Origin of the sequence: Frankia sp. R82 (assembly GCF_023716925.1) — a bacterium.
Taxonomy (GTDB): Bacteria; Actinomycetota; Actinomycetes; order Frankiales; family Frankiaceae; genus Frankia.
Window position 1 is genome coordinate 1 of sequence record NZ_JAMQQG010000048.1, and the last position, 16807, is coordinate 16807.

At 70.5% G+C, this 16807-nt stretch carries 13 protein-coding genes and 1 pseudogene; 5 read left to right on the forward strand and 9 right to left on the reverse strand.

The genetic code is table 11. The features are described 5' to 3' along the window. Together ND747_RS12495 and rpsA are read left to right on the forward strand one after the other, a co-directional pair. Positions 1 to 342, forward strand: a pseudogene (locus ND747_RS12495) (hypothetical protein); the annotation flags it as partial. A 403-nt stretch (positions 343 to 745) separates the two neighbouring features. After that, positions 746 to 2233 carry a 30S ribosomal protein S1 gene (rpsA, locus tag ND747_RS12500; protein ID WP_251733700.1) on the forward strand — a complete coding sequence of 496 codons (1488 nt, stop codon included), beginning with the start codon at positions 746 to 748 and terminating at the stop codon, positions 2231 to 2233. 144 nt (positions 2234 to 2377) lie between these two features. Here rpsA and ND747_RS12505 read toward each other — a convergent pair whose 3' ends face one another. Next, positions 2378 to 2569 carry a Trm112 family protein gene (locus ND747_RS12505; protein ID WP_251733701.1) on the reverse strand — a complete coding sequence of 64 codons (192 nt, stop codon included), beginning with the start codon at positions 2567 to 2569 and terminating at the stop codon, positions 2378 to 2380. Positions 2570 to 2785: 216 nt separating this feature from the next. On the opposite strand from ND747_RS12505, the gene ND747_RS12510 reads away from it, so the two are divergent. Beyond that, on the forward strand, positions 2786 to 3322 hold the full coding sequence (locus tag ND747_RS12510; protein WP_251733702.1) for a glutathione peroxidase: 537 nt from the start codon (positions 2786 to 2788) through the stop codon (positions 3320 to 3322). 74 nt (positions 3323 to 3396) lie between these two features. Here the strand turns inward: ND747_RS12510 and ND747_RS12515 are convergent, their stop codons facing one another. From ND747_RS12515 to ND747_RS12525, 3 genes are all read right to left on the reverse strand, one after another. Beyond that, positions 3397 to 4395: a glycoside hydrolase family 26 protein gene (locus ND747_RS12515; protein ID WP_251733703.1), complete on the reverse strand. Its 999-nt coding sequence runs from the start codon at positions 4393 to 4395 to the stop codon at positions 3397 to 3399. Further along, positions 4392 to 5513, reverse strand: coding sequence for a hypothetical protein (locus tag ND747_RS12520; protein WP_251733704.1), 1122 nt, complete (start codon positions 5511 to 5513; stop codon positions 4392 to 4394). Before ND747_RS12520 ends, ND747_RS12515 begins: the two co-directional genes overlap by 4 nt. A gap of 154 nt (positions 5514 to 5667) precedes the next feature. After that, entirely contained in the window at positions 5668 to 7323 is a 1656-nt protein-coding gene (locus tag ND747_RS12525) for a hypothetical protein (protein ID WP_251733705.1), read from the reverse strand. Between the two features lie 567 nt (positions 7324 to 7890). On the opposite strand from ND747_RS12525, the gene ND747_RS12530 reads away from it, so the two are divergent. Continuing rightward, positions 7891 to 8268: a hypothetical protein gene (locus tag ND747_RS12530; protein WP_251733706.1), complete on the forward strand. Its 378-nt coding sequence runs from the start codon at positions 7891 to 7893 to the stop codon at positions 8266 to 8268. A gap of 597 nt (positions 8269 to 8865) precedes the next feature. On the opposite strand, the gene ND747_RS12535 is transcribed toward ND747_RS12530, so the two are convergent. Next, positions 8866 to 10608, reverse strand: coding sequence for an ABC transporter ATP-binding protein/permease (locus ND747_RS12535; protein ID WP_251733707.1), 1743 nt, complete (start codon positions 10606 to 10608; stop codon positions 8866 to 8868). 171 nt (positions 10609 to 10779) lie between these two features. On the opposite strand from ND747_RS12535, the gene ND747_RS12540 reads away from it, so the two are divergent. Beyond that, complete coding sequence (locus ND747_RS12540) at positions 10780 to 11427, forward strand: DUF2461 domain-containing protein (protein WP_251733708.1); 648 nt, start codon at positions 10780 to 10782, stop codon at positions 11425 to 11427. Positions 11428 to 11530: 103 nt separating this feature from the next. On the opposite strand, the gene ND747_RS12545 is transcribed toward ND747_RS12540, so the two are convergent. The 4 genes from ND747_RS12545 to ND747_RS12560 form a co-directional block, all read right to left on the reverse strand. Beyond that, positions 11531 to 13408 (reverse strand): choline/carnitine O-acyltransferase, encoded by a 1878-nt coding sequence (locus ND747_RS12545; RefSeq protein WP_285900411.1) that lies wholly within the window; start codon positions 13406 to 13408, stop codon positions 11531 to 11533. Positions 13409 to 13542: 134 nt separating this feature from the next. Then, entirely contained in the window at positions 13543 to 14490 is a 948-nt protein-coding gene (locus ND747_RS12550) for a class I SAM-dependent methyltransferase (RefSeq protein ID WP_251733709.1), read from the reverse strand. A 132-nt stretch (positions 14491 to 14622) separates the two neighbouring features. Then, positions 14623 to 15492 (reverse strand): arpA protein, encoded by an 870-nt coding sequence (locus ND747_RS12555; protein WP_251733710.1) that lies wholly within the window; start codon positions 15490 to 15492, stop codon positions 14623 to 14625. A 218-nt stretch (positions 15493 to 15710) separates the two neighbouring features. After that, positions 15711 to 16628: a hypothetical protein gene (locus tag ND747_RS12560; protein ID WP_251733711.1), complete on the reverse strand. Its 918-nt coding sequence runs from the start codon at positions 16626 to 16628 to the stop codon at positions 15711 to 15713. Positions 16629 to 16807: the final 179 nt, after the last annotated feature.

Here is a 16807-nt window from a genome sequence, read left to right on the forward strand (position 1 = left end):
GTTCACGTGGGGGTCCCGCGGGCGGGGGCGCCCCGGGACGCCCCGACCGTGCCACTGGGCACCGGCCCGCAGGTCTGGGCCACGCGCAGCTGGGCCGCGCCACCCGGGCCGGACCCGTCGGTGCTCGGGGACTGGAGCGGGTCCGAGGTGACGGCATACCTGACCCGGCCCAGACAGCCCGCTCGAACCCGTGAACCCGGCCCGCCTGGCGGACCAGGTGGCGAGGCCGCCGCCGGCGGCGCGACTGGTTCCGCCGAACCGGGCACACCGGCGGCGGGCGAGAGTCTGCTCCCGGTGGTCGAACCCGGTCCGCCCGGAGCCCGCGACGCCGGGCGCGCCTGAGCGTCGACTCCCACGGCCCGGCCGGCCCACAGCCCGGCCGGCCCGAACTCGACAACCGCGATCCTGGCACAGCGCGTGTTCCGGGCGTCGGGGCGGGATCAGCCTTTGTCGCCCGCGAATGGGGGTGCTCATAGCTACATATAGCCTCCATGTGTCTGCGAAGCGTGACCGTCGTCGCGGGTTGCATGCGTTCCCCTGCCGACTCCCGTTGACCTCCACGGACCCCCGTCCCTAGACTTGGGTCCGTGCACGAGGGTCCGTGGGTCTCAGACCGAGCGGATCCACTCGAGCGTCGTTATCGGTTCTGACAGTTTCTTCGTTTCTCGCGTTGTATCTGTCCCTCGGTCCCGGCGGTTCGATCCGGCCCTCGCGCGGACGACCACCCCAAGCCGGAGCCGACCCCTTGACGAGCACCACCGACGTACGACCCGTGGAGACCGTGACCACCTCGCACAGCACGACCACGCCCCAGGTAGCGGTCAACGACATCGGCTCGGCCGAAGACTTCCTCGCGGCCGTCGACAAGACGATCAAGTTCTTCAACGATGGCGACATCGTTGACGGCATCATCGTCAAGGTCGACCGGGACGAGGTGCTGCTCGACATCGGTTACAAGACCGAGGGCGTGATCCCGTCACGCGAGCTGTCGATCAAGCATGATGTCGACCCGCATGAGGTCGTGAGTGTTGGCGACCACGTCGAGGCCCTCGTCCTTCAGAAGGAGGACAAAGAGGGCCGTCTGATCCTGTCCAAGAAGCGTGCGCAGTACGAGCGCGCCTGGGGCACGATCGAGAAGCTCAAGGACGAGGACGGGGTCGTCACCGGCACCGTCATCGAGGTCGTCAAGGGTGGTCTCATCCTCGACATCGGCCTACGCGGCTTCCTGCCGGCTTCTCTCGTGGAGATGCGCCGCGTCCGCGACCTGCAGCCCTACGTGGGCCGCGAGCTCGAAGCCAAGATCATCGAGCTGGACAAGAACCGCAACAACGTCGTGCTCTCGCGGCGTGCCTGGCTGGAGCAGACCCAGAGCGAGGTTCGCTCCGAGTTCCTCGCCCAGCTTGCCAAGGGCCAGATCCGCAAGGGCGTCGTCAGCTCCATCGTCAACTTCGGTGCCTTCGTGGACCTGGGTGGCGTCGATGGTCTGGTGCACGTCTCGGAGCTGTCCTGGAAGCACATCGACCACCCCTCCGAGGTGGTCGAGGTCGGCCAGGAGGTCACCGTCGAGGTTCTCGACGTCGACCTCGACCGCGAGCGGGTCTCCCTGTCGCTGAAGGCGACGCAGGAGGACCCGTGGCGCCAGTTCGCCCGCACCCATGCCATCGGTCAGGTCGTGCCCGGTCGGGTCACCAAGCTGGTGCCCTTCGGTGCGTTCGTCCGGGTGGACGAGGGCATCGAGGGTCTGGTGCACATCTCCGAACTTGCCGAGCGGCATGTGGAGATCCCCGAGCAGGTCGTCAACGTCGGTGACGAGATTCTCGTCAAGGTCATCGACATCGACCTCGACCGGCGGCGGATCAGCCTCTCGCTCAAGCAGGCGAACGAGGTGTCGGGGCTCGCCGTCGACGGCGACGCGTTCGACCCGAGCCAGTACGGCATGGAAGCCAAGTACGACGAGCAGGGCAACTACGTCTACCCCGAGGGCTTCGACCCGGAGACCGGCGAGTGGCTGCCGGGCTTCGAGGAGCAGCAGGCGGAATGGGAGCGGCAGTACGCCGAGGCCCAGACCCGCTTCGAGGCGCACCAGGCCCAGATCCGGGCCGCCCAGGAGGCCGACGCCGCCGCCGCGGCACCGTCCTCCTACACCTCCTCTCCGTCGTCGGATCAGGCCCCTTCGGCCATCGACGAAGAGGCGCTGCGCCGCCTGCGGGAGCAGTTCGGTCGGGGGGAGTAGTTCGCCACCCGGCCGCCCGCTGACCCGGCGGTGACGCCGGTAGCACGGTAGAAACCCGAACAGGGCCCGAGGATGACCTCCTCGGGCCCTGTTCGCATGTACGGCGACGCGGCGGCGACAGCATGCCGTGCACGCCTGGGCGGCTCAGCGCACGGCGCGCCCGGCACGGGCCTCCGCGGCGTCGACGTGGTCCGGGCGCAGCAGGATCGGCACGCCGGCGCGTATCTCGTAGTGGTGCCCGAGCCGTGGGTTGACCAGGGCGTCGTCCACCAGTTCCAGCGGCCCCTTGTCCACCGGGCAGGCCAGGATCTTCAACAGCTCGGAATCGATGCTCATCGCGGCGCGGCTTCTTCCTGTTCGGTCGGCATCCGGGTGCGTTATGAGCATCCCAGACCGGACCGCGCGACCGTCGAGGACCGTTGGCCGTGGTGGTTTCATTATGCTACCGATCTGGTGACATAATGGGCTCGGGGGAGTAGCGTCAAGGATGGTCCGCGACCGGACGAACGGTCGTGACCTCCCTGATCGCACCGATCGAGAGCCAGGTTGATCGTGACTGTTCATGACTTCACCGTCGAAGCCGCCGACGGCGGGACCCGGTCGCTCGGCGAGTTCGCCGGCCAGACGCTACTGATCGTCAATGTTGCCAGCAAGTGCGGCCTGACCCCGCAGTACGAGGGGCTTGAGGCGCTCTACCGGGATCTGCACGGGCGTGGACTGGAGATCCTCGGCTTTCCGTGCAACCAGTTCGGTGGGCAGGAGCCGGGCACCAACGCCGAGATCCAGGACTTCTGCTCGACGACCTTCGACGTCACCTTCCCGGTGCTCAGCAAAGTCGACGTCAACGGGCCGGATGCCGCCCCGCTGTACCAGTACCTGCGCTCGCAGGCGCCGGGTGAGTTCGGACCCGAATCCGGCTTCCTCTACGAGCACGTGAAGAACACCCGGCCGGAGGCCATCGGCACCGACGAGATCAAGTGGAACTTCACCAAGTTCCTCGTCGACGGGCAGGGCAACGTCGTGCGCCGCTACGAGCCGACGGTCACCCCCGAAGAGATCCGCAAGGACCTCGACGCCAGCCTCGTCTGAGCGGACGACCGCGCCGGGACCGTCCCGGGGAGAACCAGCCTCGGACGGTCCCGCGCCTGGCGGGCGGTCACCGCTCAGCCCGCGTCGGGGCCCAGCGCGCTGCCGAACAGCTGCAGATAGCGTCGGGACGCGTCGGGGTTGAGATCCGGGCTGGTCAGGGATGACTTGACGTTGCCGTTCTCGGCGGTCCGGTAGTACGACTCGTAGGCCAGGTTCTGCGCGTTGGCGACGAAGGTCTGGTACATCCTGCTGACGTAGAACGGGTTGTCCCCACCCCCACCGGCGCTGCGGACCACGCCCCATTCGGGCACCGCGAACTTCTTGCCGTGATCCCTGGCGAACTGGATCACCGTGCACAGGCCGGACCGCAGGTGGCACTGTCTGTCCCAGGTGGCCTGGGTCAGCGAGGCAGGGAAGTGATCGTAGGCGTCGATGCTGACGATGTCGACGTACTGGTCGCCGGGGTAGGCGGCCCACACGTCCTCCTTGCCCACAGGCAGGGTGTCGTTGTGGGCGTTCATGTTCCAGTCGATCTTCACGGCCGGGTCGGTGGAGCGGATCGCGCTCACCGTCCGGCGGAAGCACGTCTTCCAGGCCTCGACGTCACGCACGTGCCAGTACATGTACCCGCCGTTGAACTCCCAGCCAAGGCGCACGTAGGCGTCGGCGCGACCATACGTCGTCAACGTGGTGCCGAACTGGCTCCAGTACCGGTCGTACTCGCCGCGGGCACAGGCCGCCTCGTTGCCGTCCTGCGGGTAGAGCGGCTGGGCGACCGACAGCTCGCCGGGAAACGCGGCCCGGGTGAACGCGGACGTCGGCCAGCCCGCGCCGACCAGGCCGTTCCAGCTCCGTCGGTCGGTGAACACGATGGCGAGGCCCACCTGGCGTCCGGCAAACGTCCCCCAGGCGTTGACCTCGTTCGGGTAGTTGCCGTTGGCTCCGGAGACCCAGCGCACCCCGGTGATCTGCGGTTCGGGTTGCGGCGAGGACGAGTGCGAGCAGGCACCGAGCCCCGCGGCCACCAGCACGAGCACCGCGACCAGCGTGAGGGTCAGCCGGCCCCGGCTCATGCCACGAACGGCTTTCGTGCCCCGGCTCCTGGCAGCCCGCCGAAGCCGCCGCCGGACGCGGCCACCTCGGACGTGGGCGGCTCGACCGCGGCGGTCTCGGACACGGCCGTCTCGGTCGCCACGGCCTCGGACGTGGGCAGCTCGGACATGGGCAGCTCGGACGTGAGCGGCTCGGACGTGGGCAGCTGGGACGTGGGACCGCTGGCCTCGCCGGTGGCCGCCGCGGTGCGGGCCTGCGACCAGGCCGCCACGGCTGCTGCCTCGGCGGCCCAGTCATGGCCGGCGGCCAGTGCCCCACCAAGTTCCAGGTGAGTGGCCAGGGACGGCTCCGGGACCAGCATCGTCCGCCAGCGCCGCTCGGAGCGGGCCAGCGCCACCGCGTTCAGGGTGAGCCGCACGCCGGTGAGCGCCGCGCGCCGGGCGACCCGACTGGCGGCCGTTGGCGGCTCGACCGCCGGCGGCTCGCCGCCGAGCTCCGCCAGCTGGAATGGCTGAAGGCCCTGCAATGTCAGGCAGGTCGCCCGGTCGAAGGCGCCGCCGACGAACGGGATGGCGCGCAGCAGCCGCTCGTCCTCCAGCAGGGCAGCGACCCGCACGCCGAACGTGCTCGTCGTGGATGCGGCCCGGGCCCACGGCACGCCGTCGAACCGGGGCAGGCCGGACGGGTCCTGGTCGCTCTGTTCCACCACGGGACGCCGCCGGGTGGAGGCCGAGGCGAACCGCAGCGTGCTGTAGAGCGTGAAGTAGGAGACGTCGGGACGGGCCTGAGCGACCGAGACCAGTGCGGACAGCGAGCGCTCGGTGTAGAGGTAGTCGTCCTCGGCGAGCCAGATGAGATCGTCCTCGGCCCAGCGGCGCAGCCGAGGCAGGCGCAGCACGTGCCGGTACGAGGCACGGTTGCTGCCGCAGCTGACCGGGACGATCTCCCCGGCATCGGCCATCAGCGCCAGTCGATCTGCGGGGATGGGCCCGTCGTTGACGAAGTGGATCGTCATCGGGATGCTCACCTGTGCTGCCGCGCGCAGCAGGGACTCAAGCGCGAGCTGCTTGCTGTAGTACTCCGGCCGGTTTTTCGTGTTCTCCGAGCCAACCGATCGATACAGGACACGCAGATTCATCGCAACCCCCCGCCCGGACCTGGCCAGGCATCATGAACTGGAACGGTCTCGGCGCCGGTCGAGATCCTACCTAGACGCCGGTTCGCCCCGTTCTGCCTGGTGGCGGTCAACCGGATTTCGGGGTACCGCCAGGTGGCCCCGAGGGGGGGTCGGTTCACGGTGCGGCGTCCGTCCCAGCCGAGGTGGTGTCCGACGCAGCCGGGGACTTCGCCTGATCGGCGTCGCGGGACATGGTGGTGAGGGTGGCTGGGCCGGCGCCGGTCGGGGTCGCGCTGGTGGGGGTGGCAGCGCCGATCCCGGCGGTGCCGGAAGCGTCCGGCGCCGCGTCCGCGTCCGCGCCCTGCGCTGCCTCCCGGTCGGCCTCCCGGGCGGCGCCGGCGAGCAGCATGTACCAGAAGGGAACCGTGATCCAGAACGCGGCGATGTAGCCGACGACGGCACCGGTCGCCCCACCGACGTGTAGCCCGACCACCGGATAGACCAGCAGCTGGGGTGCCAGGATCGCGTTGGCGCGGAAGGTCAGCTTCGCCTTGCCGAGCGCGTAGAGCATGCAGGCCGGGCCGACAGTGGCCGCGGGGCCGGCCTGCTGGATGATCGACAGTGCCAGCAGGTGGTGGGTCTGCACCCAGGTGTCCCCGAGCAGTGAGTGGCCGACACCTGCGGGCAGGAGTAGGAAGATCGTGCCCCAGATCACCCCGACGGCGACGATGACGCCGGACAGCGCGTAGGCCGCGCGCATCCGGGCCGGCGCCGTCATGTCCTTGCGGCGGGAGAACTCCGGGATCGCCCAGCTGACGATCCCGACCGCGAGGATCGTGGTCGGCCCGAGCAGGGTCTGTACCCCGCGCAGCGCGCCGACGAGGTCGATGGCCCCCAGGGTGCCCAGCAGCAGCGTCGAGGCCTGCTGGGCGCCCTGGACGGTGAGGTATTCGGCGCACATGTAGCCGTTGATGTCCCGGTGCTCGACCAGCCAGGACTTCACCTGCCTGGTCGCGGGAGCGAAGCCCGCCTGGTAGTAGCCGAGGACGGCCGCGACCGCCGCGGCCCCGCCCCAGGCCGAGAGCATCGCCCAGGAGGTCGACACATCCCGGACGATCAGGGCGAAGATCGCTGCGAACTGGACGACGGCCCACACCGCGTCGTTGACTGCCGCCGCCGCCGGGCGTCCCTCGGCGAAGAACACCTGCCGCCAGGCGTCCTGCAGCAACAGCGCGGGGAAGACGAGGCCCATCGCGACCAGCGACGAACCGACCGCCCCGCCGATCGCCAGACCGGCCATCAGGGTGACGACGCCGGAGCCCAGTCCCACCACGAACGCGGTGCCCGTGCCGGCGGCGGCGGCGCCGCGAAACGTCTGCGGCGACGCGTCCGCGAACCGGATGCCCAACGGCGAGGTACCCGCCGCCTTCGCGAAGCCGATCATCAGTGAGAAGATCGCGAACGCGATCCCGAAGGCGCCGAACTCGGACTTGGTGACACTGTGGGCGATCACGAACGACATGACGGCGTTGGTCCCGCTGGAGAGCACCTGGTCGACGAGCGTCCAGATCGCCCGGGACCTGGAGCTGCCCTTGGTCGTGTGCTCCGCGCGATGCCTGGACCCGGCATCGACCTCTGTGGAGAGATCGTCAAGCCCGTAGTCAACCGGTTCGGCGCGGACGTCCCGCCGACGGTGTCCGCCGGCGGCCGTCCCGCCGTCACGGCGCCCCGGGCCCCGCTCCCCGACTCCGCCCCGCTCGACAGGTCCGCCGCTGCGCTCGGGCCGGGTGAGCGAGCCGAGGAAGAACTCCCCGGTCAGCGTGCCCGACATCGGGATCAGTCCCTCGGCGGACGCTGCGTGCCGTACCCGGAAACTCTCGGCGCCCGGCACGTGACGGCCGTGCAGCCCGCGCAGGATCTGCGTCTTCTCCGGGTCGTACGTCTCGACCCGCCGGGCCGGTTCGGCGACCGCCGGACGCTGCCGGGCACCGGCGCCTGCCCGGCGATCCGCGCCTGTGCCTGCGCCCGGGCCGGTGCCCCGCGGGCCCGGGCTCGTTCCCGGGGCCTGCGGGCCTCGAGCTCCCGGACCCGTGCCTCGCGTGCCGGTGACCGAGCCTGCTGTCGAGCCGGCGCCTGCTCCCGTGGCCCGCCCGTCCGTCGGGGCAGACCCCGCTCCATGCCCGCGGGTCTGCTGATCGCTGATCGGCCGCCCCGGTGTCTGCAGGCCCGTGGCCTGCGGCGACGAACCGCGCTCAGCCTCCCGGCCGAGCCCTGCCTCTCGGCCGCGCTCAGCCTCCCGGGCCTGCCTTGGCTCCCGGCCCTGCCTCGGTTCCCGATCGTGGGCCGGCTCCCGTCCGGGGCCCGACTCTCGTCCCTGGCCGTAGCCGAACTGGCGACCGTGACCGTAGCCATGCCCGGGCTGATGGTCGACCGCAGGCCGGACGGGGGGTCGAGCCGCTGGCTCCACCCCGCGGCGGCGGTCCCGTTCGGCCCGGCGGGCCTCGGCGATATCCGGCATCCCGAGTCGGCGGCGCAGTTCGGCGAGTTCCGCCGTCGTTGCGATGGGCTGGTCCGCCGGCGGTGGCAGGCTGCGCTCACCTGCCGTCTCGGTGGCGGTGGCGCCGTCGGACGGACCAGCCGGATCCGTCGCGCCCGCAGCAGGACGGCCGGCTGGCACCGACCCGGTGGGTTCGGCCGGATCGGCGTGGGCACGAGTCGGCTGGTCGGGACGATCGGCGACATCCTGAGCGGACCGTCCTGCGGCGGCAGACGGTGATGGTTGCGCCGCCGCGGACCAGGTCGCAGGCGAGGGCTGGGCTGCAGGCGAGGGCCGGGTCGCAGGCGGAGCCGGTGTCACCGCGGCTGGCTGAGCTGCCGTCGCTGGTTGTCTCGCTGTCGACGCCGCCGGTGGGACGTCGGTCAGCTCGGTTGGCTCGATGCGCCGCCGCGACCGGTCGCCAGCGGGCAGGTCGCGACGACGGTCGTCGGCGGGGAATCCGTGGCCGGACTCATCCATCCACCGATGACCATCCTCTCCGCGCCTGGGTGTGTTCTCGGGGCCGTCCGCCGCGCCTGGCGTCGGAGCTGCCCGACAGCGCCGCCTGCCGGTGGCGCTCGCCGAACTCGATGCTGATTACTTTCCGTTTACTTTCTGTGCTGGTTGCGGGCTGTGTTGCCGCTGACCGCCTACCGATTGCCCGCCAGCGGCGTAGAGGCGCAGCCGAACCCGGTGAACTCGACAGCCACCACCACGATGGTAACCGGATGCACGCTGAACATCCGGCCTGGGCTACATGGTCGTGCCGCTACCGGTCACGGGGATGGTCGCCACGGTCACGGCACACGCCTGTCCCGCCCGGGGCTGGTGTCGGGACTAGGGGTGACGGCGACGCAAGGTAACGGCAGCAAGGCTGACTGCCGCGAGCGTGCAACAGATCACGATGGTGAGGTCCAGCGCGAGCCGGGCGTTAAACGCATGGGAGTGGCTCAGCTGGGCCATCGAGTCCACCACATAGGTCATCGGCATCAGCGCGCTCAGCGTGTCCAGCGCGGGCAGCATGGTGTGCCGGGGCACCAGCACGCCGCACAGCATGAACTGGGGGATGAGCGCGGCGGGAATGAACTGGACCGCCTCGAACTCGGTCCGGGCGAAGGCGCTCATCCACAGCCCCAGAGACGTGCCGAGGAGCGAACTCAGGATTGCTGCCAGGAACAGCATCGACGCTGATCCGCGAATGTTCAGGCCCAGCGGCCCCACCGTGAGCGCGGTGGCGAGTGCGGCCTGCGCCGCGGCGGGGACGGCGAAGGCCACCCCGTAACCCAGCAGCAGATCGTCCCGGCCGACCGGGGTCGTCATCAACCGTTCGAGTGTGCCGGAGGTACGTTCCCGCAACATCGCCACCGAGGTGACGAAGAACATCGTCATCAAGGGGAAGATGCCCAGCAGGGCCGGGCCGATCCGGCCGAACGTGGCCGGCGAGTGATGAAAAAGAAGGCGCAGCGTGACAAGCAGCGCCGGTGGCAGCAGCAGGACGAGCACAAGGGTGCGCCGGTCGCGGCCGAGCTGGCGCAGGACGCGTCCCGCGGTCGCGGCCGTGCGCCGGACATCCACCGGACGGCGAGCCGGGCAGGACGATATCCCCCGCGGATGCGTACCCCCGGTCGGGCCCGCCCGGCGGGCCGCACCAGTGCGTACGGGCGGCATCCGGTGAGTGGTCGGCCCGGCTGCGGACGTCCGCCCCGTACCGTCCGTGCTGGCTCGGAAGGTCGGGGTGGTCGGGGTGGCTGCAGGAACGGGGGCTTCCGAGCGTTCGAGCAGACGGACGAAGCCCTCTTCGAGATCGTTGCAGCCCGTCGTGGCGAGCAGGTCGGACGGGGTGCCCTGTGCCAGCAGCCGGCCGGCGTAGAGCAGAAGCAGATGGTCGCAGCGGGCGGCCTCGTCCATGACATGGGAGCTGACCAGGATGGTCATCCCGCCGCGGGCGAGCCTGCGCAGGTCCGCCCACAACCGTCGACGTAGTAGGGGGTCGGCGCCGACGGTGGGTTCGTCCAAAACCAGAACGTCCGTGCCACCGATCATCGCCGCGGCCAGGGACACCCGGGAACGCTGGCCGCCGGAGAGCTGCTCCACCAGCTGGTTCGCCTGCTCGGTGAGGCCGACCTGCGCCAACAGCCCGTCGAGATAGCCGGGGGACCAGGCCGGGTCGTCGGGTATCCCGGCACGCATGATCTCGGCGAGGTACCGCAGGTTCTCCAGGACAGTCAGGTCGCCGTACACCGAGGCGGACTGGGTGGCATAGCCCACCCGACGGCGCAGACACGCATCGCCGGACGCGTGGCCCAGCACCCGCAGGTCGCCCGCCACCGCACTCTGGACGCCGACGATCGCGCGCAGCAGCGTGGTCTTGCCGGAGCCGCTCGGTCCGATCACGCCGACCACACAGCCGGTCGCGATGGTGAACGACAGACCGTGGATGACCTCGTGGCCACCGCGGCCCCGCCGCCGCGTACCACGGCGAATCCGCACGTCGACGGCCTGCAGGGCAGGGGTAGCGGAGATCGCGGCGGCGGCGCCCGTCCCGCCGCCAGCGGGTGACCCGAGGCTGTCGTTGTGCATCGAGGCCAGCCTGCGACACCGTCGCCAACCCCGCACGGACGATGTCGGAACTGTCGGCGCTCACCGGTATGTTCGGCTGGCCTCGGCGTGCGCCCTGCTTCGTCCTCCTGGTGGTTCGTGATCTGGGTGAGAGCGTGCTCCGAACGCCCTGTCGTTCTGCCAGGAGGTCCGATGTCGGAGTTCACCGGGTTCCCGACCGAAGCGATGATCTTCTACGAGGGGTTGGAAGCGGACAACAGCAGGACGTACTGGTCTGATCATCGTGAGGTGTACGAGAAGGCGGTACGCGGGCCGATGCTCGCCCTGCTGGCCGAGCTCGAGCCGGAGTTCGGCCAGCCGCACGTGTTCCGGCCGCATCGTGACGTCCGGTTCGCCAAGGACAAGTCGCCGTACAAGACCGCCATCGGGGCGTACATCACCGGCGGCGGCTATGTGCAGGTCTCGGCGCGCGGGCTGATGGTCGGCTCCGGCTACTGGCAGACCGCGTCGGACCAGGTCGAACGACTGCGTGCGGCCGTCGCGGATGACGTGGTCGGCCCGAAGCTCGAAACGGTGCTCGCCACCCTGCGCGAGCGCGGGTACGAGATTGCCGGAAACCAGCTCAAGACCCGGCCGCGCGGGTTCGACGCGGACCATCCGCGGATCGCGCTGCTGCGCTACCGCACCCTCATGGCGTCCCGGGAGTTCGGCGAACCGCCGTGGCTGGCCGAGCCGGAGTGCGCGTCGCGGGTCGCCGCCGCCTGGCGGGAGATGCGGGCGCTACGGGAGTGGCTCGACCGTCACGTCGGCCCCAGTCGCCTCCCGCAGCCGCGACGCTGACCGACGGCCCACCGCGCCCGGCCGTCCATGTGTCTGACCCGCCCGGCCCGGCCACCGAGACCGGGCCGGGCCGGGCGGGGGTCGGTGCCCGCAGCGGCCGGGGTCAGCTGGCGGGCGTTTCCGAGGCGAGCAGGTCCCGCAGCTCGCGCAGGGCACCACCGAGCTCGGCGGCGAATGCCGTCAGGCCGTCCTCGACGGCCCGCGGGGTGCTCAGATAGAGGTTGAACCGATCCGGAAGCAGCACGTAGGCCGCGCCGATGCACTGGCTGCTCGTCGAGCCGAAACCGAAGAACTCGACGTTCACCGAGGGCGCGGAGCTGGTGCTCAGGAAGTCGTCGCGGCTTTTCACCCAGCCCGGCGTCCCGTACAGGGCGAGCGGCTCGTGCACACCCAGTTCGTCGCCCTGGCGACGGGCGATGAACTGCAGTTCCCACAGGTGCTGCTCGGGCGCCCGGCCGGCCTGGCAGTCCCGGGCCCGGGCGACGTGGGCCTCGGCGGCGGCGCGGAACGCCGCCCGCCTGGTGTCGGCGTCCACGGCCGGGTCGCTCATCGCGGCGACGAACGCGAGGACCTCCGGGGTGACGACCCGCATCGCCTCGGTCCGGCCACGCCGCCAGCTGCGGGTCGCGATCGACTCGTAGGTAGCGCCGATATGGCCCTTGGCCCGGACGTGGGCGAGCTGGTAGGCGAGCTGGACGAACGCGTCGGGGGACATCCGCAGGCGCTTGGCCTCGTTCTGGCCGAAGTCGTCGAAACGCAGCGTCCTCGACGCGGTGGCGGCGGCGAACGCGGCAAACGACTCGTTCGCGGCGCTGATGTCGGCCCGCAGTGCCTCGTCGAGGACGAACGTGACCGGATCGATCGCCGGCAGGCCCTGCGCCTGCGCGCCCGAACTCGCCGCGTGGTCCTGTGGACTGGTGGCGAGCAGGTCGTCGACGAAACTCAGAATCGTGGTGCCGTCCAGGCCGCAGTGTTCGACGTTGATCCCGGCCCGCCCGTCCGGGAAGACGATCAGGGACACCGCCTTGTCGAACCAGCGGTTCGCCGGGTCGCCGTGCAGCAGCCGGTCGCAGGTGGCGACGTCGTCCGCGGGACTGTCGTCCTCCAGGCACACGCAGAACAGGGCGGTCTCGATGGTGTCGAGCGCCTCCTGGTTGGCCGGGTCGAGGGCGAGCAGGCGGGCGCGGCTGTCCGCCCAGGCCGCGCGGGCCTTCGTGGTGAGATGGCTGACGGCGCCGTTGGCGGGGGCGCGGTTCGGGGTCTGCTTGACCACGGCCGCCAGACCCGCGACGAGGTCGGCGATCGCGTACGGATGGCCGTCCGGGCCGACGACGTCCAACCGCACCGGATGACCGCGGTGGAACACCACGATGTGCCGTGCCCGCGACGGGCCGGGCCAGTCCGCGCTGTACGGGGTGCGGACGGTGTCCTGGACGGCGCCCGGGATGCGGGTGGTGGAGAACAGGAACGTGTTCTGGGCCATCGACAGTGGCGTACCACGTTGCACGACCGGGGCGACCCGCTCGTCGTCCAGGCGCAGCTTGTAGTCGACGGCCGCGGTGATCAGGTCGGCCGCCCGCTGGAGCTGGGGCTGCCCGTCAGCGTCCAACCAGGTGCCGGGGCTGGTGCCGGTGCGGGTCGCGGTGGTGCTGGCAGCGCCGGCGGGGCCGCCGGCGAACAGGAAGATGTAGTTGGCGTTGAGCGCGATGCGGTCGCGGCGGCCCAGGTAGCGGGAGTCCCAGAAGTCATCCAGCCAGCTGTGCACGCCCTCGGTGGCGTCGTAGCGCGCCAGGGCGGCGTGCAGGATCGGGCCCGGGCCGTCCGGGGCCTGGAACGCGGCCACGGCGGCCGCGGTCTCGGCCTGTTCCGCCTCGGTCAGCAGCGGTGCGGACCAGGCAAGAAACCGTTCGCAGCTGTCGGCGAGGCTGGGCAGCGGGACCCGGGGCAGCTGGTCGTCGTGGGCGAAGGTCGTGGCGTTCAATCGTGGCCTCGGTTTGTCCGATGGGGCGGGTCGTCCGATGGGGCGGGTCGGGTGGTGCCATCGTGACCCGGACAAGCGCTGACATGTGGGACTGTCGCACGATCTGGTCGTCCGGCGGGTCCGAACGCAGGTCGTCAGACTCCTCGTGCGGTCAGCGTGGCGCCTGTCCGGGCGCTGTGGGACTGCGTGCCGGACGCTCGGGTGGCGGCGGAGACAGCGGCGGTGGTGGGCCGGGAGATGTGCAGCTCGGCGTAGAGCCAGCCGTCGGCCTCGAGGCCGCGTGGGTCGATGTTGACAGTGGCCAGGGTGTCGAGAACCTGCTCGCGTTCGCGGGCCGAGGCGAACCTGCGCTGTGGGAACACGCCGTCGACCCGTTCGGTCTCGTAGCCGAGGGGGCTCAGGGCATCGGCGATGGGGTCGAAGGGGAACATTCGAAGGACAAAGTGGGCCATCCACGGTCGCCGGTGTTCGTCACCGGCACGGGCGATCCGCTCAATGGTCGGCGCGCCGATGTAGCCGATGCAACCGGTGGACACGACCAGGTCCGCGCGGCCGAGCAGCGTGCTCTCCTGCTCGGTCGGGTCGCGGCTCTCCAGGTCCGCACAGACCGCGTCATCGAGGAGGCCGGCGGACAGCGCATAGGCGATGGCCGGGCGCGAGCTGTCCAGACCGATGAAACGGGGGACGGACGGGCCGTGGTGTGCTGCCGTGAGAGTCTGGTCCCTGGCCACGAGAGACGCGTGGTCAAGGGAGTGGACCGGAAGGTCGGCGTACCGGGCGTACATGTCCGCCATCGACAGGTCGCAGCGCAGCAGAGCGGCGTTGACCCCGTAGGAGCAGCCGACGTCGAGGATGACCGGCGCCCGACCGTGGCCGGCGCGGTACTCGTCGGAGAGCTGGCCGAAGAAGGGCTTCGCGAGCTCCGGGATAACGTAGTCGAGACGTCGTAACGTCGTGAAGTACGAGCGTGGGTCGGGTTGGGTGTAGATGTGCTCCAGTGAGACCTTTCCGGTCTCGTCGAAGCCCCGTTCGTCGAAGATGGTGTCGTTGGAACCTGCGGCGGCATTGAGGTCGTAATGCACGCGGATGCTTCTCCTTGAACAGTGGTGGTGCTGGCGGACATCGGTCATGGGCGGACGGTCGACGGCGCAGCAGCCGGTCGGCCGGTAGGCCCGGTGACCGTGTAGGCCCGGTGACTGGTAGGCCCGGGCCGGCTAGTCGAGCAGGGCGTCGACGCGGACGGCGCCGACGTCGGCACCGTCGTGTTCGGGCAGAAAACGCCCGAACAGCTGCCGGGTGCGTTCCCGGCTGCCGATGACCCCGGCGCGTTCGGTGTAGGCGAAGATCGCGCAATGGCGGGGGGTGCTGCCCTGTACCGTGCTCACCCGATGCATCGAGTAGCGGCCGAGGAAGAGCTGGAGATCACCGGGGCGCAGCGTCAACCGGCGGACGAGCCGGTCGTCCGCGCCGGTCAGGACCGCCCGCACGTCCTCGAAGTTCTCCGCCTGCGCGGTGCGGATGTTCGGACAGTACTCGAACGTGCCGCCGTGATCGGGCGCCTGCGTGAGCAGGCTGACCGCGAACTCGTTGGTGTCGAAGTGCCACGGGTGCTCCAGGCCGGGCGAGATCACGTTCAGACACAGGCCGGCGAGCGGGTCGGCGAGTTCGTGTACGGCGGGCAGTCCGAAACAGGCCGCGACGAAATGCTGGAACGTCGCGCTGCGGTACAGACGGTGAACATCGAAGTCCGCCGGTATCTGGTCGCGGGCCACGAAGGCGTTGCCACGGCGCATGATGTGCCGGCCGGGATGGTCCGCGGGCAGCGATGCGTCCACCGGAATGTTGTAGGCGTTGACGTCCTCGATGTGGTCGTAGGCGAGCCCGGCCACGGAGGAACACTCTTCGACCAGTCGGCCGAAGACCGGTGGCGCAATGAATCCCGGGAGCACGCAGCAACCATCGGAATATAGCTCGTGTCGCGCCCGGGATACGACGTTCCACCACTGTGGACTGGTGGGTTCGGCGATCGGATAGCGCGCCGTATCGACCAGGTCGCTGATGGTTTGGGTGTCGGTGGCACCCATCAATCACCTCTTTAGCGCTGCGCCAGTGGTTCTCGCATCACCGATCGGCGGTGATCGGAACCGGAATTACCCCATGCTGACCCGGGAGTCACGGTAGTGAAAGGCAGTGTGAGATGACCCACTGTGTCGTGGGAGAGGGTTCGGAATCGTTGGCATGAACACCGCCCTGGTGTTATGTCAAGCCTCTGACCTGCGCTTTTGTGTGCCCCATCCGGGAGTCAGGTGCTGGTGCGGGTGAGATGGTGGGCGCCGAGACGGAAAGCATCGGCGAGTACCCGGATCCGGGCCGGACGTCGACGCGGATCGAGATCGAGAGCGCGTAGAAGTACCTCGTCGAGGGTTTGCGCGACCGGGAACGGCAGCCGGCAGCCACGTAGCGGCGCCGGAAGCCCGCCCCGGCCGGGCGCCACCCCGGCCAGCCCGTGATAGGCCATCGCCGCCAACCGGAAGACATCTGTGCGGGGACCGATCCGCGCGCCGGGCAGACCGTAGCGTTCCTGCTCCGGGGCGCGGTATTCGGCCGGCCCTTCGCCGGCGAGACGAACGACCGCGGCGAGTCCGAGGTCGCGCAGGACCACCGGTCGCGCTGTGATCCCAGCGATCACGGTGGCGTCGGTGCCGGTGGCTCCCACGGTCGCTGTGGTCGCCGGACGCGGCCTGCCTGCCGCGGGCAGCACCACCGCGTCCGGTGTGACCGCGCGGTGGCTGTATCCCGATTCGTGCAGCGTGGCGAGTGCATCCGCGACGCCGGCCGCGACCCGCAGCAACGCGATCGCCCGGGCCTGGTCGGGCGGCGGCATCCGCCGGGGCGCCAGTGGGCCGAACACATCCCGCCAGCTGCGGCCCGCCGGCCGAGCGGACAGCAACACCCCCTCCACCGCGGTGAGCTGGCCCGCGACGAGGCTGGGCAGCCCGACCCGGCCGCCGATCTCGGCGAGCAGCTGCAGCTGACCGTCGACGGTGGCGAGCAGGGCATGCCCCCGATCGCCGGGCCGGCGGACCAGCACGTGGCGAAACCACACCGGGCGCGGGTTCGGCCCGACAACGGATGCCTTGCCCTCCCGCAGCACCCATGCGTCGTCGATGCCGCGCCGCTCCACCGGATCTCCCTCGAGCATGCAGGCCCGGCCGGCCATCCGTACCGTCTCGCCGCCACGCCACCGCCGCCGTGCGGCGCCGTCGTCGTCGGCACACAGACTCAGCCGGGCGCCCCGCGGCCCGCCCGCCGGCCGGGCGCGATCGCGCGGTAGTCCCCCTGGCTGCGGGTCGACGCGTCAGTCGAACCGCACCGACGACAGGATCGTCTCCGGTTCGA

Excerpts from the sequence above, each read along its gene's own strand:
- ND747_RS12540 (WP_251733708.1), top strand. The coding sequence starts at position 10,780 with ATGTCGGAGTTCACCGGGTTCCCGACCGAAGCGATGATCTTCTACGAG.
- ND747_RS12505 (WP_251733701.1), bottom strand. The coding sequence starts at position 2,569 with ATGAGCATCGATTCCGAGCTGTTGAAGATCCTGGCCTGCCCGGTGGAC.
- ND747_RS12515 (WP_251733703.1), bottom strand. The coding sequence starts at position 4,395 with ATGAGCCGGGGCCGGCTGACCCTCACGCTGGTCGCGGTGCTCGTGCTG.
- ND747_RS12555 (WP_251733710.1), bottom strand. The coding sequence starts at position 15,492 with ATGGGTGCCACCGACACCCAAACCATCAGCGACCTGGTCGATACGGCG.
- ND747_RS12520 (WP_251733704.1), bottom strand. The coding sequence starts at position 5,513 with ATGAATCTGCGTGTCCTGTATCGATCGGTTGGCTCGGAGAACACGAAA.
- ND747_RS12535 (WP_251733707.1), bottom strand. The coding sequence starts at position 10,608 with ATGCACAACGACAGCCTCGGGTCACCCGCTGGCGGCGGGACGGGCGCC.
- ND747_RS12525 (WP_251733705.1), bottom strand. The coding sequence starts at position 7,323 with ATGTCGGGCACGCTGACCGGGGAGTTCTTCCTCGGCTCGCTCACCCGG.
- ND747_RS12560 (WP_251733711.1), bottom strand. The coding sequence starts at position 16,628 with ATGGCCGGCCGGGCCTGCATGCTCGAGGGAGATCCGGTGGAGCGGCGC.